The sequence below is a fragment of the Stenotrophomonas sp. INTA L402-1 genome, from assembly GCF_059295135.1.
Genome location: NZ_JCAFWP010000035.1, coordinates 37,269 through 53,074 on the forward strand (window position 1 = coordinate 37,269; position 15,806 = coordinate 53,074).

Here is a 15,806-nt window from a genome sequence, read left to right on the forward strand (position 1 = left end):
GGTAGAACGGCGCGCCCGAGAAGCGTCTGGTCAACCGGCAAATGTAGGGGCTACTGATGGCGGTACTTTCGTTGACGGTGATGGCCAGCGAGTGGGTGCAGCTGCAGCGGTAGGAGCCTGCACCGGCATCCCCTCGATCACGCACCACAGGCCATCTGCTTGGCACCGTAGGTACGGGCACCCCAAGGTCAAAACCAACAGGCTCGGTTGGCCCATGAGGTAAAGGCGTCCACCTGAGCGTTGCTTGCTGCTTCGGCTGGCAACACAAGCCCTGTGTGGCTCATGTCACAAGCCCGGCTGTCGATGTTCACAAGCCTACAGTGCGCGCCAAGGGGCGACGCTCGGCTGAAGGCTGAAGATCCGTGGGGATAGCCGAATTTGAGGCCGAATGCGACCAAATGGTGGTTGCATGGACGGTTCTTGTCGTAAACAATCAGAGACAAGGGTCACTCTCTGACGACCCTCCCAAAGGGCATGGATGTCGCAGGGGGCGCATTCGGCTCGATGCCTGTCGCCGCCCCCAGTTTACGAATGCGCAGGATGCCGACTTGAATACACAAGTAGAAGCCCTCTCCACGATTATCCGGGAGAAGCTCCCAAGTTATGACACCTTGGACGCAGCCGCGGCGGCGGCGCGCCAGGCCCTCGAAACGGTGATGGGCCCATTCCCTGAACAGATGGATGCCAACTTCCAGGCGGCTATCGAGTTGGTGCGTTCGTCGTTCCAGAACGTAGAGATCCTGCGCAGGAACTCGCTGATCAAGCCACGGCCGACTTGGTACAACGGGCCGACGGAACATGACAAGCACTGGCCCGCGCTCCTGAACTATCTCCGCGAAGTCAAGAAGTGGAAGGATGCGTCCGAGTCGCTGGATGACTCCTCCTCCGAGATCGTCTCTCTGCTAGCAAATCCAGCCGAGGACGAGTTCAGATGTCGAGGACTGGTCGTTGGCTATGTCCAGTCAGGAAAGACTGCAAACATGACCGCGGTCATCGCCAAGGCGGTGGATGCTGGTTACAACCTCATCATTCTTCTCGGTGGCGTCACAAACAAGCTTCGCGCACAGACTCAGCGCCGCATCGAAGCAGATGTTGTGAACAGGCACGGCACCCTGTGGCAGAAGTACACCACTGCGGAAGACAGCGGCGACTTTGTCAGGCCTCCAAACGGTCAATTTGTGATGCCGCACAAGGGTGGCGCTCAGCTGGCTGTAATTAAAAAGGAGTCTACGCGCCTCGAGAAATTGCTCGAGACTGTGACAAATACGGCTCGGCCAATTAAGCGAAAGCTCAAGGCACTGATCATCGATGACGAGTGTGATCAGGCATCCGTGAATTCCGGTGCCGATGATGAAGAGATGACTCGGATCAACGAAGCGATCCGAAGGCTGATAGCGGCGCTGCCTTGCGTTTCGTACGTCGGCTATACCGCCACGCCGTTTGCAAATGTATTCATCAATCCGTTCCCGGTTCGCGCAGACAAACTGGACGACCTCTATCCCGAGGACTTCATTACAGCACTGCCTCGTCCCAAGGGCTACTTCGGCACACTTGAGGTCTTCGGTGAGGCCGACGCATCCGCCGACGATAATGCTGTCGACTTCGGACGAGACATGTTCCGATCCATACCGTCGGAAGAGGTCGATCAGCTGGTTCCTAAGGGAAAGAACGGCCACAAAACTTTCACACCGGATGTGACGCCTCAGCTTCAGAAGGCAATCGTCTGGTTCCTGATCACTTGCGCCGTTCGCCGCGCGCGAGGGCAGCAGAGCGAGCACATGACGATGCTTGTTCACACCTCCGCATACATTGCACAGCACGACAGCATGGCGGATGCCATTCGCGCCTGGCTGGCAGCCAATCGTCGCTCTATTGAATCGCTCTCCGGAGCCGTCGGAGACTTGGTGCGCCAAGTTTTCTCAGAGGAGATTGTCAGAAGCCCCCTGAGTGATCAGAGCGACCCAACACTCTTGGACAGCACACTCAAGCCCCTCCTCCCGGAGGTTCTGGAAGCCTTGGAACTCGTTGTTGAGAACGGCGAGAGTCTCGAGCGCCTGGACTTTACTGGCGATGCGAAGACCTACATTGTCGTGGGCGGATCGGTGCTGGCGCGCGGACTTACCCTTGAAGGACTCTCAGTGTCTTTCTTCCTGCGCACCTCTCGCCAGTACGACACGTTGCTACAGATGGGGCGCTGGTTTGGGTTCAGAAAGGGATACGAGGATCTCCCGCGTCTCTGGACGACCCAAGACCTGATATCAAACTTCCGAGCGCTGGCGCAGGTAGAGGAGGAGATCCGAAAGGAAATTTCCACCTATCGTTCGGCAGAGGTTTCGCCACTGGACTTCGCAGTAAAGGTTCGGTCAATTCCCGGACTCGCGATCACGTCAGCGGCGAAGATGCGGCATGCAATCAGGACGAGCATCAGCTTCGACGGAAAGCACGAGCAAACGACTCGCTTTGATCACACCGACTCGGACGTGGTTTCCAGGAACTGGAGCGCCGCGGCGAGCCTTGTTGACCAGCTGATTGCTGAGAAATACTCGCGGATAAAGGAGAACGTCTTCATGGATGTTCCCGGCACTGTAGTTCGAAAGTTCCTGGCCAACTACAGCATGTGCGACAAGCAGCTAAATCTCACCAAAGAGATGTTGCTGACCTACATTGATGGATCCGCCAGTCGCATGCCGTTCTGGAATGTCGCGATTGTGAGCTCCAGCAGGGCTGAGCGGCGAGTCCACTTGGGTGGCCTGAGTGACATTGGACCTGTCATTCGTTCCAGGTTGCCCGAGTCATCTGACTATGCCGACATCAAGGCTTTGATGTCGAAACAAGATGTGCTCGCTGATGTTGAGGACTCTGATGCTCAGTCGACCGATGGATGGGAAAAGCTGAAGAGCTATCGTCCCGATACTCCCCTTCTCTTGGTGTACCCGATAGACAGTGTCTCTGAACCGAGCAGGGCCGGCGATCATCGCGTAGCACTGAACGCCAAGGGCGACCTCATCGGCCTCGGATTCGTATTCCCAGGGCGCATTGACCGAACCGGTCGTTACTTCAGCGTGGAACTGAACGTCCCTACGCCAGATCAGCTCGAGGATGGGGAAGCAGGCAATACAGAGCAGGCGCAGGATGCGTGAGACTGCCCACGAACACTGGCTCTCGCTTCGCAGCAGCACGCAGCGGAGAGACGGAGTGGACGTCGCAACGGTGGCCGCAGGGGTTGACTCCGGGTTTGGTGCCATTCGCTATGCACTTACACCTGACGCAGCTCCGAGACTGCTGATTCCAGTGTCAGCTGGGGTGTCGGCCTCTGATGTACGAAAGCTTGGGGGACCCAGCGTTGATATATCTATCACGCGACTTTCGCTCAGTGGCATCTGGTCGCTCTACGTCGACATTGGCCTTCGCGAGCGGCGACTGGAGAGTCTTTTCGGCGATCTCTGCACGCAAATCATTTCTAGAATCGCAGACGGCATACCTCCGCTGGCCGCCGTGGCGTCCTGCATCAGAGATTTTCGAATTCTACTGGCAGAGGAGCCTCAAGCTCCGGTTGACGTGAGCACGGTGCTCGGCTTGCTCGGCGAGCTTGTGGTTCTTCGAGAGGGTGTAAGGCGAAGCGCGCAGGCAGTTGACTCCTGGACCGGCCCCTTGGGTCAACGACACGACTTTCGAGGTCCAGGCGGCGCGTTGGAAGTCAAGTCCACCGCCTTTCTGCAGAGCTCAAATGTGCACATCCATGGGCTCGAACAGCTCTCTCCGCCCGCTGACACCCCGCTTTGGTTAGCTCACGTAGTGCTTGAGAGGGCTGCGGCCGGAAATGTTTATGTAGAACAGCTCTGCAAAGAGTTGATCGCATTGGGAGTTAAGGAAGATGCCATTGTCAGTCGTCTGGCATCGATGGGCTGTCAGGACTCCAGGGCTCCGGAGTGGAACGCTCTGCGCACCACCTTGGAGGCCATCAGGCTTTATTCAGTCTCTGACAACTTCCCAAGGCTCACCACCAGCCTGCTGCCACATGGACAACTTCCGGCCGGCGTTGGCGATGTCCAATACACGATTGATTTGGGTTCAGCCGCGGACCAGTTGGTACCGAGCACTCAGCATGAACACGTCTACGAGGCGGTCTTCTCATGAAACTTGAGCTGTACAGCGAACCCTTCTCAAAGAATGGGAACCTTGCGGGGGAAGGCTTCAAGCGACTGTTGGGGAGACCCAACCTCAACCTGCTTCAGACATTAGTGCGCGAGAGTCTGCAGAACGTAATTGACGCAACCCTGCCTGGACGATCCCCTGAGGCACGTATTCGCCTGCGGAAGTTGAGGGACACCGAGCGGAACACCCTGTCGAACTCAGTGTTGGCCCAGATGCCAGCCGGCGGTCCTTCCAAGCAGATTCTCAGCGACTCTTTGGAGAAGCCCGAACTCTGGGTTTTTGAGATAGCCGATTTTGGTACGGTGGGCCTTTCTGGCCCTGTAGAGGCCGATGTCGCGCCGTCGGGAGAGGAGCGGGCTAACTTCGTCAACTTCCTCAAGAACGTTGGGGCAGCACGAGACAGCCACCAAGGTGGCGGCACCTACGGTTATGGAAAGAGCTCGCTCTACGCAATGAGTTCGTGCTCGCTTGTCCTAGTTGATAGCCAAACTTTCAATGAGGGAAAGCCGGTTCGCCGTCTTATGGCCTGCCACTTGGGAGAGGCTTTCGACGCGAGTGTCGGAACTGGCATTCGGCGTTTCACGGGGCGCCACTGGTGGGGCATGCCCGCGGGCAGCGACAGCGTGGCTCCCGCGACCGGAGCGCACGCACTCGACTTGAGTGGCGAGTTGGGGATGTTCTCTCGATCCGAGGCTGATAGCGGGACCTCTATCGTTATCGTAGATCCCGAGCTTGAAGTCTCTTCCACCCAGGAACTGGGTCGTGAGCTGATTACGTGCGTACTCCTGAACTTCTGGCCAAGAATGTCGGATACGACCGCGGCTGACCGCCGCCTGACGGTCAGCATCGAGATTGACGGCCAGCCGCTGGATGTCCCAGCGCCTGAGGCTTTCCCGCCACTGGACCTCTTCTGCCGGGCACTCGCCGACATTCGTTCCAATGCGGGTTCATTGAAGGAAGTTCGATCTCAGCGTCCTGCAAAGGCTTTGGGCAAGCTCGCATTCACCCCAGGGGTTGCGGCGCAGAGGCATCCGCTGGCCTCTTCCAATGGTGAAGACATCCTGGCAGGTGCATCACACATTGCCTTGATGCGCCCTGTCGAATTGGTGGTGAAGTACATGCGCGGCGCCCCCTATCCGGACTCCTTGCATGAGTGGGCTGGGGTTTTTGTCTGCTCGGCTGAGTCGGAGGTGGAGGAAGCCTTTGCTCAGGCGGAGCCGCCAACGCACGATGACTGGGCACCGGACAATCTTCCCAAGGGGAAGCAGCAGACGATGGTTCGAGTCGGCATGCGGGCTCTCAGAACCCATGCCGATACATTTGTGCCCACCAAGTCGCTCAGCAGATCAGCGGACCCTGCATCCCCCAGTCTCGCGGCAACTGCTGGGCAGATGGGGCGCTTTCTCTCGCCTACAAGCGCCCGTGGCGCTGGAAAACCTAAAGTATCCAGGCGCGGTGGTCCATCATCCAAGAAGGGCGTCCGGCTGTCGTCCCCCGAGATGATTGGACTCTCTCTTGCTCAGGACGGTGCGGCTCTTGCGACGTTCAGGGTTGATCTGACCAATGACGGGAGCCAAGGGCCGCTCACGCTCATCGTCGAACCGAAGCTGGTCGCTGATGGCAATGGAATCAGTGCAGAAGACGTACCCTCGAATCTGCTTCCACGACTACACAGCGTGTCACTGGAAGCCCATGACCTGATCAGCAAGGATCAGATCCTCGACGTGGGGCTATTGAGCGGGGAGGTTACCGCGGTCGTTCGAATGGTGAAGGGCGCTGCTGTGACTGTCGCAGTCCGAGTACTTAGTGAGGACGCGGCATGAGCAGAATCGCGTACCCGTACCTAAGAATTCCCGATGAAGCGGTCCAATTCAGTGGCTGGTTTGTGGGAGACCCCAATGCCCCCCTTCTTCCTGCGCCCGAAGTCCTGGCCGACTGGGACTACGCCCGTGACTTGGTCGTACGAGGGAGTGTTCAAATCGATTGGGATTCCGCGTCCAAGTCGCTTCAGTTTGGAGAGGAGGATTGGCTGGCATCCGCGCAGCTTCTGATTGGAACAGGGCAGGGTCAGTTGCCCAGGCAAGTTCAGTACGCACAGGCACTGCCACTCTCCAAGCAAAACCCATCAGCGCTTCTGGAGGTATCGGTTCCAGGCAGCACGCTGTCCTCTCAGCTGGTCATGCGCTTGACGATTGTGTTGACCGCTCCGTCCGCTGAAGCAACGCCACTTTCACCAGTGCTGAAAGGATCTCGCTTGTGGGAGAACAGTTGTGATGTGCTGATCGAAGACGGAGGCTCTTCCAGGTTCCCGGTCTCCGCCATTGGCTTTGGAACTGCCTTCGCTGGCAAGCCGCATGAGCATGCTCCTTGGTATGTCGAATGGCGGCCAGAGGATCTTTCCGGCGACTTTTCCTCGAAGGTCGTTCTCTATGTCAACTCTGACGAGGAGACGTTCCTTGAGAAGTTCCTGCTGGGTGATCGCGCAACTATCCAGGCGGTGCTTGGTGGCGTCGCCTCACACATGTGCTCAACCATTCTCCTCCGTAACGGCAAGGACTTGGATCTCGAAGCTTTCGAGGAAGGTTCGGTTGGCGCGGTGGCGTATCACTGGCTCAGTCAGGCGTTCCCCAATGAAGGCGGGCTGGCAGGTATCGTCCGATTGCTCGAGAGTGACCCTGGCGCATTCAACGCTGCACTGATTGCATCCGCCGACGTTGGGGAGCAGACCGCATGACTACCATTCTTCTTCCAAGATTGTCTCGCTTGGGCGTCAGTCGCCTAATGACGGAGCTCGGCACGGGTTACTCGTCCGACGATGCCGTAGCCTTTGTGAATGACCACGCCTCACTATCGAGCTTTTCAGCGAGTGGGGGAGTTAGAGAGCATCGTGTGGCTGAAGAGATCGCCGCGACCGTTCGCAAGACTGCGGAAGGGTGTGGGTTTCCCACCCTGTCGGGGCAGACCGGGCGCGCCAAGTTCGATCGTGACGCAGCCATTGCCCTTGCGTCGTTCAGCGCGTTGGCAAGTGGCGAAGGGTTGCGGGATGACGTTTGGGCCTATCTGACCACTGTATTGCTACCCGACGTTGTGCGCTGGCGATTCGAGAGCAAGTCTCAAGACCGATTCGGCGGCGGGGTACGTAACGCTCTGCAGCGGCTCTACATGCGAGCGTCTGCGCTTGACTTGGGGCCCGAAGCGGGCGTTGATCGGTGGCGCCTGCTTAGAGCTCTGACAGAGGACGCCCACGTAGCGATCTTTGAGCGTCCACTGATTGGCGGGAACCCGGTACTTGCAAAGGCTATCGCTCACGGTTGGGCCCAAGCGGCAGCAAGCGAGTCCAAAGGGAACATGGAAGACATCATGCGTTGCGCCATAAAGCTCCTGCGCCTCAGGTACCAGATCGTTGATCTTGGCGTACTGGAAGATCAGGAACTCGCTGACACCGTTGCGAGCGTATTCAAGGATGCAGCGGCCCAAGTGACCGAAGTGGTCTGATTCTTATTGAAAAGTGCCCCAGGGCATGACATCCTGGCGGCGTTAGAGGGGCGCATCTGCGCCCCTATTTATAATTGTGAAGCAAGGCATGCACATCCCAGTCGTCGACATCTTCGCAGGCCCCGGTGGGCTGGGCGAAGGGTTCTCCGCTTACACCCCTTCCCGCTCTTCGAAGTCACGCCCGTTCAAGATCGCCATTTCGGCCGAAATGGAGGTCAATGCAGCCAAGACGCTTCGACTTCGCGCGTTCTATCGCCAATTCGCACCCCACAAGGTGCCGGATAGCTACTACGACTACGTGGCGGGACGGGTGGACCGGCCTTGGACGGAGGCGACCAAGACTGAGTGGGAGAATGCCTGCCATGAGGCGAGGCAGTTGAAGCTCGGCGATTCCGAAGACGACAAGGTGCTTCATGCCCGCATTCGCGAAGTTGCATCGCAGGAAGACCCATGGGTTCTGATTGGTGGACCTCCCTGCCAGGCGTACTCCTTGGTCGGGCGTGCCAGAAACCGCGGCGTAGTGGGCTACAAGGCAGAGGAGGATCCGCGCCATTTCCTCTACCAGCACTACTTGAAGATCATCAAGAAGTACTCACCCGCTGCGTTTGTGATGGAGAACGTCAAGGGCATTCTCTCCTCGAAAGTAGGTGGTGAGCTGATGTTCCCGCGCATTCTCGCGGACCTTCGAGCTCCTGGTGGCCGGAACGGCCCGCGCTACCGAATTATCCCTTTGGTAGAGGATCAGAGTGGTCTGTTCGATGACGACGATGGACGCCGTTACATTCTGAGGGCCGAGGAGCTTGGTGTTCCTCAGGCACGGCACCGTGTGGTTCTTTTCGGTGTCCGGGAGGACATTGACGTTTCATCGCTACGCCAGATCAATCGCGCGCCGGCCAAATACAGCGTGGGCGAAGTTATCGGCGGAATGCCTCATCTCAGAAGCGGCATCACCAATATCGATTTCGATAACTGGCCCGATGCAGCCAAGGAGATTCTGCTCCGTGCGGCAGAACTATCTGACGATGCGAGGGTTTCAGCTGAACTACGCACCCAAGCGAAGCTGGTACCTGCTCTGGATGCTGGCGCTGGTGGCAGGGCTAGGCCGTGGACGGCAACAGTGGATGAGGTTCCAGAACATCTCAAGCCGTGGTTGCTGGACGAGCGACTCGGCTACATTTTGAATCATGAGGTTCGCCCTCATATGTGGATGGATCTCGTTCGCTATGGTTACGCATCGGCTTTCACGAAGATTCATGGCAGATCGCCGCGTGGTGCTGGCGAATTCCCTGAAGGCATGCATCCAGACCATGAGAACTGGACAAGCGGGAAGTTTGTTGACCGCTTCAAGGTCCAACGCAGAGACGAGTCAAGCTCAACGGTAACAAGCCACCTTCAGAAGGACGGCCATTATTTCATTCACCCGGACCCGTCGCAGTTGAGGAGTCTCTCAGTACGCGAAGCCGCGAGACTGCAAACCTTTCCGGACAACTATTTCTTCGAAGGCTCACGTGGAGCTCAGTTCCGCCAAGTTGGCAATGCAGTGCCGCCATGGATGGCGCGGCAGATTGCGGATGTAGTTTATTCCGTGCTTGCACCTTGAGACAGAGAGTACTCTTGAAACTTTCGGTTAGAGTGAATAAAGCTCTTCAAACCTTCCAGCACGACCTGAGGAGAATGTCGCAGCGCGCACTCCCATATGACAGCGACTCGCCATTCCATGGCTAGCAAAGACGCTTGATTTCTATCATCACGCAAACGATTACCATCAAGCTTCGCCAACCAAAAATCCCTCCTCGCAGTGGGAGTTGACGCATACTTGCAGCCTGGGTGCCTATGCCAAAAGCATCCATGAACAAATATAGCAACCCGATCTCGAACTAAAACAATGTCCGGCGCTCCGGGCAGATCCTTTCGATGCAGGCGATAGCGAAAACCACACGAATGCAGAAAGCGACGAACCTGCATTTCCGGCTTAGTGTTTTTCCCTTTAATACCTGACATCATCTGCGAACGTTTTAACTTACCTACGACGTCCGTCATCTACGGCTCCGCACGAACCAGGTTATTTGCCCTGCAAGAACTACTTGCTATAGAAAACTCGCGAACGAACAATTTGAGTCTCAATAAGCGATATAACCCGCCTCTCTAATTGATCGAAATTACCATCTCTCTTAAACAAGCTCTCGAGAGCATTCTTCATCTTCTCGTCCCTGCAATCGTCCGCGCGTCCATTCTCTTTGAGAATTAGTTTTACGACTCGATTCGAACCTTTTTCGACAGAAACAATAGCCCCGGCATCTTCATGAACCCGTACCCTTCCAGTCGAAGGACTCAAGTAGCGAAAGATATACTCAGGGCACTCATCCTTATTCAATTCGAAGCCAATCTTCCTAGGTATCTTCGTCTCGGGTAGACCATCTTGGCCTGCATCAATCATTTTCCATCTCATGACATTCCCCCTTCAATAGCTCTAGCAAGCACTCCAACGACTAGTTGATCAGAGGTTTGATGCCCAGCCCCCGCCTCCAACACCTTAGGAGGAGCTGGCAGGTCAAACACTACCACGCCCCAGCATCTATCGCCGGAAATATCGATTCGGCGCCCATAAATGTATGGAGACAGCGTTTTCTTGCTTGCCAAGCGTCGCTGGTACTCCCTGTCGGAAAGGAACATCTTCTTCGCTGTGCTTTGAGCGTGGGCACGCTGCTTACGACCGTCGGTCGGTGTAGGCTCTGCACTGAATACGTGCCTGCCCTTACTCCAGATCGCACCTGTGACACCATGGTAATCACCTTTGGTGCATTGAACGCGTGATGCTCTGAACACTGTTTGGCCGATCACGGGTATCGAATGTGCACCGGAGCGAGAAACTGGCACAAGCCAACCCGCCCAAGGCATACGATACTCTCCCCAGACCTGCCTGTAAGAAATACACGCAAGAAAGCTGATCCGGCGGAACCTGTATACCGTCGCACGACAGAGCTCGTCGTCATAGGAATCCTTGACGTCGAACTCAACAGCCAAGTCCAAGACGTGTTTAACAAAAGCATCCAGTCGCTTACGGCGATCTACCAGCCAGTAAAGCAGTAGAATAAGAGCGAGAGCGATCGCAGAAAAGTAGTACTGGACCCAGTACGCAATCAGATGGGCACCAATCCCGGACTTAAAGAAACCTAGCGTCAGGATGCTGCTGTTTGTCGCGATAGCGAGCCAAACATTGGCCACGGTTAGAACCGCAGCAGAAGTTAATTTAGCCAAGTCCCCCCCCCTTGGGATCATTCCTTGAAGCTCGCGCTGCGATCCGATCGCTTTTGAAACCTAGGGGGCGCAGGCTTATTCGCCTGCGGCCCCTAAAGAAGCATCAAACCCCAACAGGATTAGCCTTCTCCGGATCAATCTTGTACTGCTTGATCGCCCGGGCCACATCCTTCGCGGTCATCTTCCCTTCCTTCGCCAGCGCCGCAATCGCGGCATGCGCGATGTAGTACCGGTCAACCTCAAAGAACCGGCGCAGGTTCGCACGCGTATCCGAACGGCCAAACCCATCCGTACCCAGCACGGTGTACGACATCGGCACGAACGCACGGATCTGGTCCGCATACGCACGCACATAGTCGGTAGCGGCAATCGCCGGACCCTGGCGGCCTTCCAGCAGCTCGGTCACGTAGGCCTTGCGCTGCTCACCTTCCGGGTGCAGACGGTTGGCACGCTCCACGTCGAAACCATCGCGACGCAGCTCGTTGAAGCTCGGGCAGCTCCAGATATCGGCGGTCACGCCGAAGTCCTTGTCCAGCAGCTCGGCGGCGGCAATGGCTTCGCGCAGGATGGTGCCCGAACCCAGCAGCTGCACGCGCAGCTCGCCCTTCTTCGGCTTGCCGGCGTCGGTCAGCAGGTACATGCCCTTGACGATGCCTTCGGCCGCGCCTTCCGGCATTTCCGGGTGTGTGTAGTTCTCGTTCATCAGGGTGACGTAGTAATACTCGTCCACCTGGTCTTCCATCATGCGCTTGGTGCCGTGCTGCAGGATCACCGTCACTTCGAAGCCGAAGGTCGGGTCGTAGCTGCGCACGTTCGGGATGCCACCGGCCACCAGATGGCTGAAGCCATCTTCGTGCTGCAGGCCTTCACCGTTCAGCGTGGTGCGGCCGGCGGTGCCACCCAGCAGGAAGCCGCGGGTACGCATGTCGGCGGCCTGCCAGGCGATGTCGCCCACGCGCTGGAAGCCGAACATCGAGTAGTAGATGTAGAACGGCAGCATCGGCACGTTGCTGACCGAGTAGCTGGTACCGGCGGCCATCCACGAGCTGATCGCACCCGGCTCGCTGATGCCCTGCTGCAGCACCTGGCCGCTCTGGTCTTCGCGGTAGAACATCAGCTGGTCGGCGTCGACCGGCTTGTACTTCTGGCCGAACGGCGCGTAGATGCCGATCTGGCGGAACAGGCCTTCCATACCGAAGGTACGGGCTTCGTCGGCCACGATCGGCACGATGTGCGGGCCCAGTTCCTTGTCACGCAGGGTGATGTTCAGGCTCTGCACGAACGCCATGGTGGTGGAGTAGCTGCGCTCGCCGCTGCTCTTCAGCAGGCGCTCGTAGGCGTCCAGCTTCGGTGCCACGAAGGTCTTGTCGGCCTTGCGGCGGCGCTGCGGCAGGTAACCGCCCAGCGCGGCACGGCGTTCCTGCAGGTACTGCACTTCCGGCGAATCCGGGCCCGGGTGGTAGAACGGCACCTGGCCGTCGGCCAGCTGCGCGTCGGTCACCGGAATGTTGAAGCGGTCGCGGAAGTGGCGCACCGCTTCGTCGTCCAGCTTCTTGGTCTGGTGGGTCGGGTTCAGTGCCTCACCGGCGCTGCCCATGCCGTAACCCTTCACGGTCTTGGCCAGGATGACGGTCGGCATGCCCTTGGTGTTCACGGCCTGGTGGTAGGCGGCGTACACCTTGTGCGGGTCGTGGCCACCACGGTTCAGGCGCCAGATGTCGTCGTCGGAAAGGCCGGCCACCATCGCAGCGGTTTCCGGGTACTTGCCGAAGAAATGCTCGCGGGTATACGCGCCGCCGAAGGCCTTGCAGTTCTGGTACTCGCCGTCGACGGTTTCCATCATCAGCTTCTTCAGGACGCCGTCGCTGTCCTTGGCCAGCAGGGCATCCCAGTAACCGCCCCACAGCAGCTTGATCACGTTCCAGCCGCCGCCACGGAACACGCCTTCCAGTTCCTGGATGATCTTGCCGTTGCCGCGCACCGGGCCGTCCAGGCGCTGCAGGTTGCAGTTCACCACAAAGATCAGGTTGTCCAGGCCTTCACGGCCGGCCAGGGCGATGGCGCCCAGGGTTTCCGGCTCGTCGCTCTCGCCGTCGCCGATGAAGCACCACACCTTGCGGTCGGACTTCTCGATCAGGCCACGGTTTTCCAGGTAGCGCATGAACTGCGCCTGGTAGATGGCGGCCAGCGGGCCCAGGCCCATCGACACGGTCGGGGTCTGCCAGTATTCCGGCATCAGCCACGGGTGCGGGTAGGAGGACAGGCCACCGCCGTCCACTTCCATGCGGAACTTGTCCAGCTGCTCTTCGCTGATGCGGCCTTCCAGGAAGGAACGCGCGTAGATGCCCGGGGCGCTGTGGCCCTGGATGAACAGCAGGTCGCCCGGGTGGCTTTCGCTCGGGGCGCGCCAGAAGTGGTTGAAGCCCACGTCGTACAGGGTGGCGCCGGAGGCGAACGAGGCGATGTGGCCGCCCAGGTCACCCGGCTTGCGGTTGGCGCGCACCACGGTGGCCATCGCATTCCAGCGGATGATCGAACGGATGCGCCATTCCAGCTCGGCATTGCCCGGGCTCTTGGCCTCGAGCTGCGGCTCGATGGTGTTGACGTACTCGGTGGTGGGAGAGAACGGCAGGTAGGCGCCCGAACGACGGGTCAGTTCCACCATGCCTTCCAGCAGCTGATGCGCGCGCTCGGAGCCCTCGACATCAATAACGGCCTTCAACGACTCGATCCACTCCTGGGTTTCCACAGGATTCGGGTCGTTGTTCAGCACCTCGTTCAACCAGTTCATTAGCGCTCCCATAACCGCACGCACGCGCGCGACTGTTGTATAGATTTCTAGACCGCAAAGTGTAGCGCACCAAGGGCTTTCGTCACTTGGCTACGCAGGCGTATGGATGCAACCGGCCAGTGTCCGCAAGGGGCTTGCCGGGCCCGCTGAAGGCCCTGCGGCGGGCCTTGTTGGCTGCGCGGGCTGTCGCTTGCGGGCCGCTGCGCCCATGTGCAGGACGCAGTGTTACCGCTGCCGATGACGGTTGTAGGGCAGCGCCATGCCCACCTGTATCGGCTCCGCGTGCTGGCGCTGAACGGGCGACAACGTGTCGCACCTGCCTCTGGATCGCCCCCCGCCCTGCCCTCAGGGTAGGGCTCGAGTGTTGGCCTCGCCCGCTTCGGTCCGCCGTCTGGCCCTGCCTCACTCCCTTCCACAGTGTTGCCCGGGGCGCCTCGCAAGGGGCGCCCCTTTTGCTGTGGGCGGGGCCGGCCGTGGCCCAAAACTGACCTGCTTGTGGCCGGATCGATGATTGTCGGCTTCGATATATCGATATATCGTTTGCACACTCGTTTACCGATATATCGAAATGAGCCGTACCGCTTCTCCCAGAACCCGTTCCACCAATCCGGAAGTGCCACGCCGCAACGGCCAGCCGCGGGTGCTCAGCCGCGGCGACCTGCGCCTGCTGGTGCTGGCCCTGATCGGCGAGCAGCCGCGCCACGGCTACGAGCTGATGCAGCTGATCAGCAACCAGTTCATGCAGGCCTACACGCCCAGCGCCGGCACCATGTACCCGCTCCTGGCCAGCTTCGAGCAGGCCGGTTGGATCGAGGCCGAGGAAGTGGACGGCAAGCGGATCTTCCGCATCACCGCCGCCGGCGAGTTCGAGCTGAAGGTGCAGCGCACCCAGGTGCGCCTGGCGCAGCGGCGTGCCTTCGACCGCGCCCGCGAGATCACCAAGGCCTCGCTGCCGCCGCCGCTGGCCGGTGCCCTGCGCGAGTTCAAGCGGGCGCTGGTGCATCACCACGGCCGCTGGGCCGAGGGCGAGGCGGAAGAAGTTGCGGCGCTGCTGACGCGGGCATCCGCGCTGCTCAACGGTACGGCCGGTAGCGAGAGCCAATCCTTTTCAACGACCCAGCCAGACTGACTCCAGCCAGGTCGCCCCTACGCCGCGCGCCCCCGCGCGACACCTCTACAGGTAACCCCATGACCGAACACAACAACACGCGCCTGCGCCTGGATGTGCGCTTCCGTGAACTGACCGTGCTGCGCACCGAAGAGGTCACCCCGCACATGCGCCGCATCGTGCTGGGTGGCGCCGAGCTGGCCGGTTTCGATTCGCCCGGCGCTGACGATCACATCAAGCTGTTCTTCCCCAACGCCAGCGGCGAGATGGTGCTGCCGGTGGTCACTGCCGAAGGCCGCAGCTATCCGGCCGGCAAGGAGCCCTCACCGGCCCGCGACTACACCCCGCGCTGGTGGGACCACGAAACCGGCGAGCTGGCCATCGACTTCGTGCTGCACGACCAGGGCATTGCCGGGCCGTGGGCCGAGCAGGCCCAGGCTGGCGATACGCTGGTGATCGGCGGCCCGCGCGGCTCGTTCGTGGTGGCCGACAGCTACGACGCCTATGTGCTGATTGGCGATGAAACCGCGCTGCCGGCCATCGCCCGCTGGCTGGACGTGCTGCCGGAGGATGCCGAGGTGCAGGCCTTCATCGAAGTGAGCGATGAAGCCGAACGCCAGGACCTGCCGCAGTACGAGAACGTGCGTATCCACTGGCTGGAGCGCAATGGCTTCCCCGCGGCCAGCAGCACGCTGCTGGAAGACATGCTGACCGACTTCGAAGCCCCGGAAGGTGATGTCTTCTACTGGATCGCCACCGAATCGCGCCGCGCACGGATGATGCGCAAGTTCATCGAAGGCCACCTGGGCGTGCCGCGCGACTGGATCCGTTCCACCGGCTACTGGAAGGCCCACCCGGACGAAACCGACGGCGATTGACCGGACAGCCGGTGGGTGCGGCCCCTGCTTGGTGGGTGCGGACCGTTGGTCCGCACGCCCTGCAACAGGTAGTGCCGGCCGCTGGCCGGCAACCTCATGAACCTGTCTCTTATACACATCT

The 15,806-nt window shown here is 59.4% G+C and carries 11 protein-coding genes; 8 read left to right on the plus strand and 3 right to left on the minus strand.

Going from position 1 to position 15,806, the window contains the following annotated elements; all coding sequences use genetic code 11:
• Positions 1-548: 548 nt before the first annotated feature.
• From AC5O77_RS17560 to AC5O77_RS17585, 6 genes are all read left to right on the plus strand, one after another.
• Complete coding sequence (locus AC5O77_RS17560; protein ID WP_494507018.1) at positions 549-3,140, plus strand: Z1 domain-containing protein; 2,592 nt, start codon at positions 549-551, stop codon at positions 3,138-3,140.
• The gene (locus tag AC5O77_RS17565; protein ID WP_171956744.1) at positions 3,133-4,137 is read left to right on the plus strand and encodes a PD-(D/E)XK motif protein; all 1,005 of its coding nucleotides are present in this window, start codon (positions 3,133-3,135) and stop codon (positions 4,135-4,137) included. The genes AC5O77_RS17560 and AC5O77_RS17565 overlap by 8 nt, the downstream gene beginning before the upstream one ends.
• Positions 4,134-5,978 (plus strand): hypothetical protein, encoded by a 1,845-nt coding sequence (locus AC5O77_RS17570; protein WP_494507019.1) that lies wholly within the window; start codon positions 4,134-4,136, stop codon positions 5,976-5,978. Before AC5O77_RS17565 ends, AC5O77_RS17570 begins: the two co-directional genes overlap by 4 nt.
• A complete protein-coding gene (locus AC5O77_RS17575) occupies positions 5,975-6,889 on the plus strand; it encodes a hypothetical protein (protein ID WP_494507020.1) in 915 nt (304 codons plus the stop codon). Before AC5O77_RS17570 ends, AC5O77_RS17575 begins: the two co-directional genes overlap by 4 nt.
• Entirely contained in the window at positions 6,886-7,650 is a 765-nt protein-coding gene (locus AC5O77_RS17580) for a DUF6339 family protein (RefSeq protein ID WP_494507021.1), read from the plus strand. Before AC5O77_RS17575 ends, AC5O77_RS17580 begins: the two co-directional genes overlap by 4 nt.
• A gap of 88 nt (positions 7,651-7,738) precedes the next feature.
• Entirely contained in the window at positions 7,739-9,250 is a 1,512-nt protein-coding gene (locus AC5O77_RS17585) for a DNA cytosine methyltransferase (protein WP_494507022.1), read from the plus strand.
• Here AC5O77_RS17585 and AC5O77_RS17590 read toward each other — a convergent pair.
• From AC5O77_RS17590 to aceE, 3 genes are all read right to left on the minus strand, one after another.
• Positions 9,229-9,690 (minus strand): very short patch repair endonuclease, encoded by a 462-nt coding sequence (locus tag AC5O77_RS17590; protein WP_494507023.1) that lies wholly within the window; start codon positions 9,688-9,690, stop codon positions 9,229-9,231. The two genes, AC5O77_RS17585 and AC5O77_RS17590, sit on opposite strands and share 22 nt — an antisense overlap.
• Before the next feature lie 405 nt (positions 9,691-10,095).
• Positions 10,096-10,908: a hypothetical protein gene (locus AC5O77_RS17595; RefSeq protein ID WP_494507024.1), complete on the minus strand. Its 813-nt coding sequence runs from the start codon at positions 10,906-10,908 to the stop codon at positions 10,096-10,098.
• 103 nt (positions 10,909-11,011) lie between these two features.
• A complete protein-coding gene (gene aceE, locus AC5O77_RS17600; protein WP_494507025.1) occupies positions 11,012-13,699 on the minus strand; it encodes a pyruvate dehydrogenase (acetyl-transferring), homodimeric type in 2,688 nt (895 codons plus the stop codon).
• Positions 13,700-14,267: 568 nt separating this feature from the next.
• Here aceE and AC5O77_RS17605 point away from each other — a divergent pair.
• Positions 14,268-14,828: a PadR family transcriptional regulator gene (locus AC5O77_RS17605; RefSeq protein WP_494507026.1), complete on the plus strand. Its 561-nt coding sequence runs from the start codon at positions 14,268-14,270 to the stop codon at positions 14,826-14,828.
• A gap of 59 nt (positions 14,829-14,887) precedes the next feature.
• The gene (locus tag AC5O77_RS17610) at positions 14,888-15,685 is read left to right on the plus strand and encodes a siderophore-interacting protein (RefSeq protein ID WP_100433931.1); all 798 of its coding nucleotides are present in this window, start codon (positions 14,888-14,890) and stop codon (positions 15,683-15,685) included.
• Positions 15,686-15,806 lie beyond the last annotated feature (121 nt).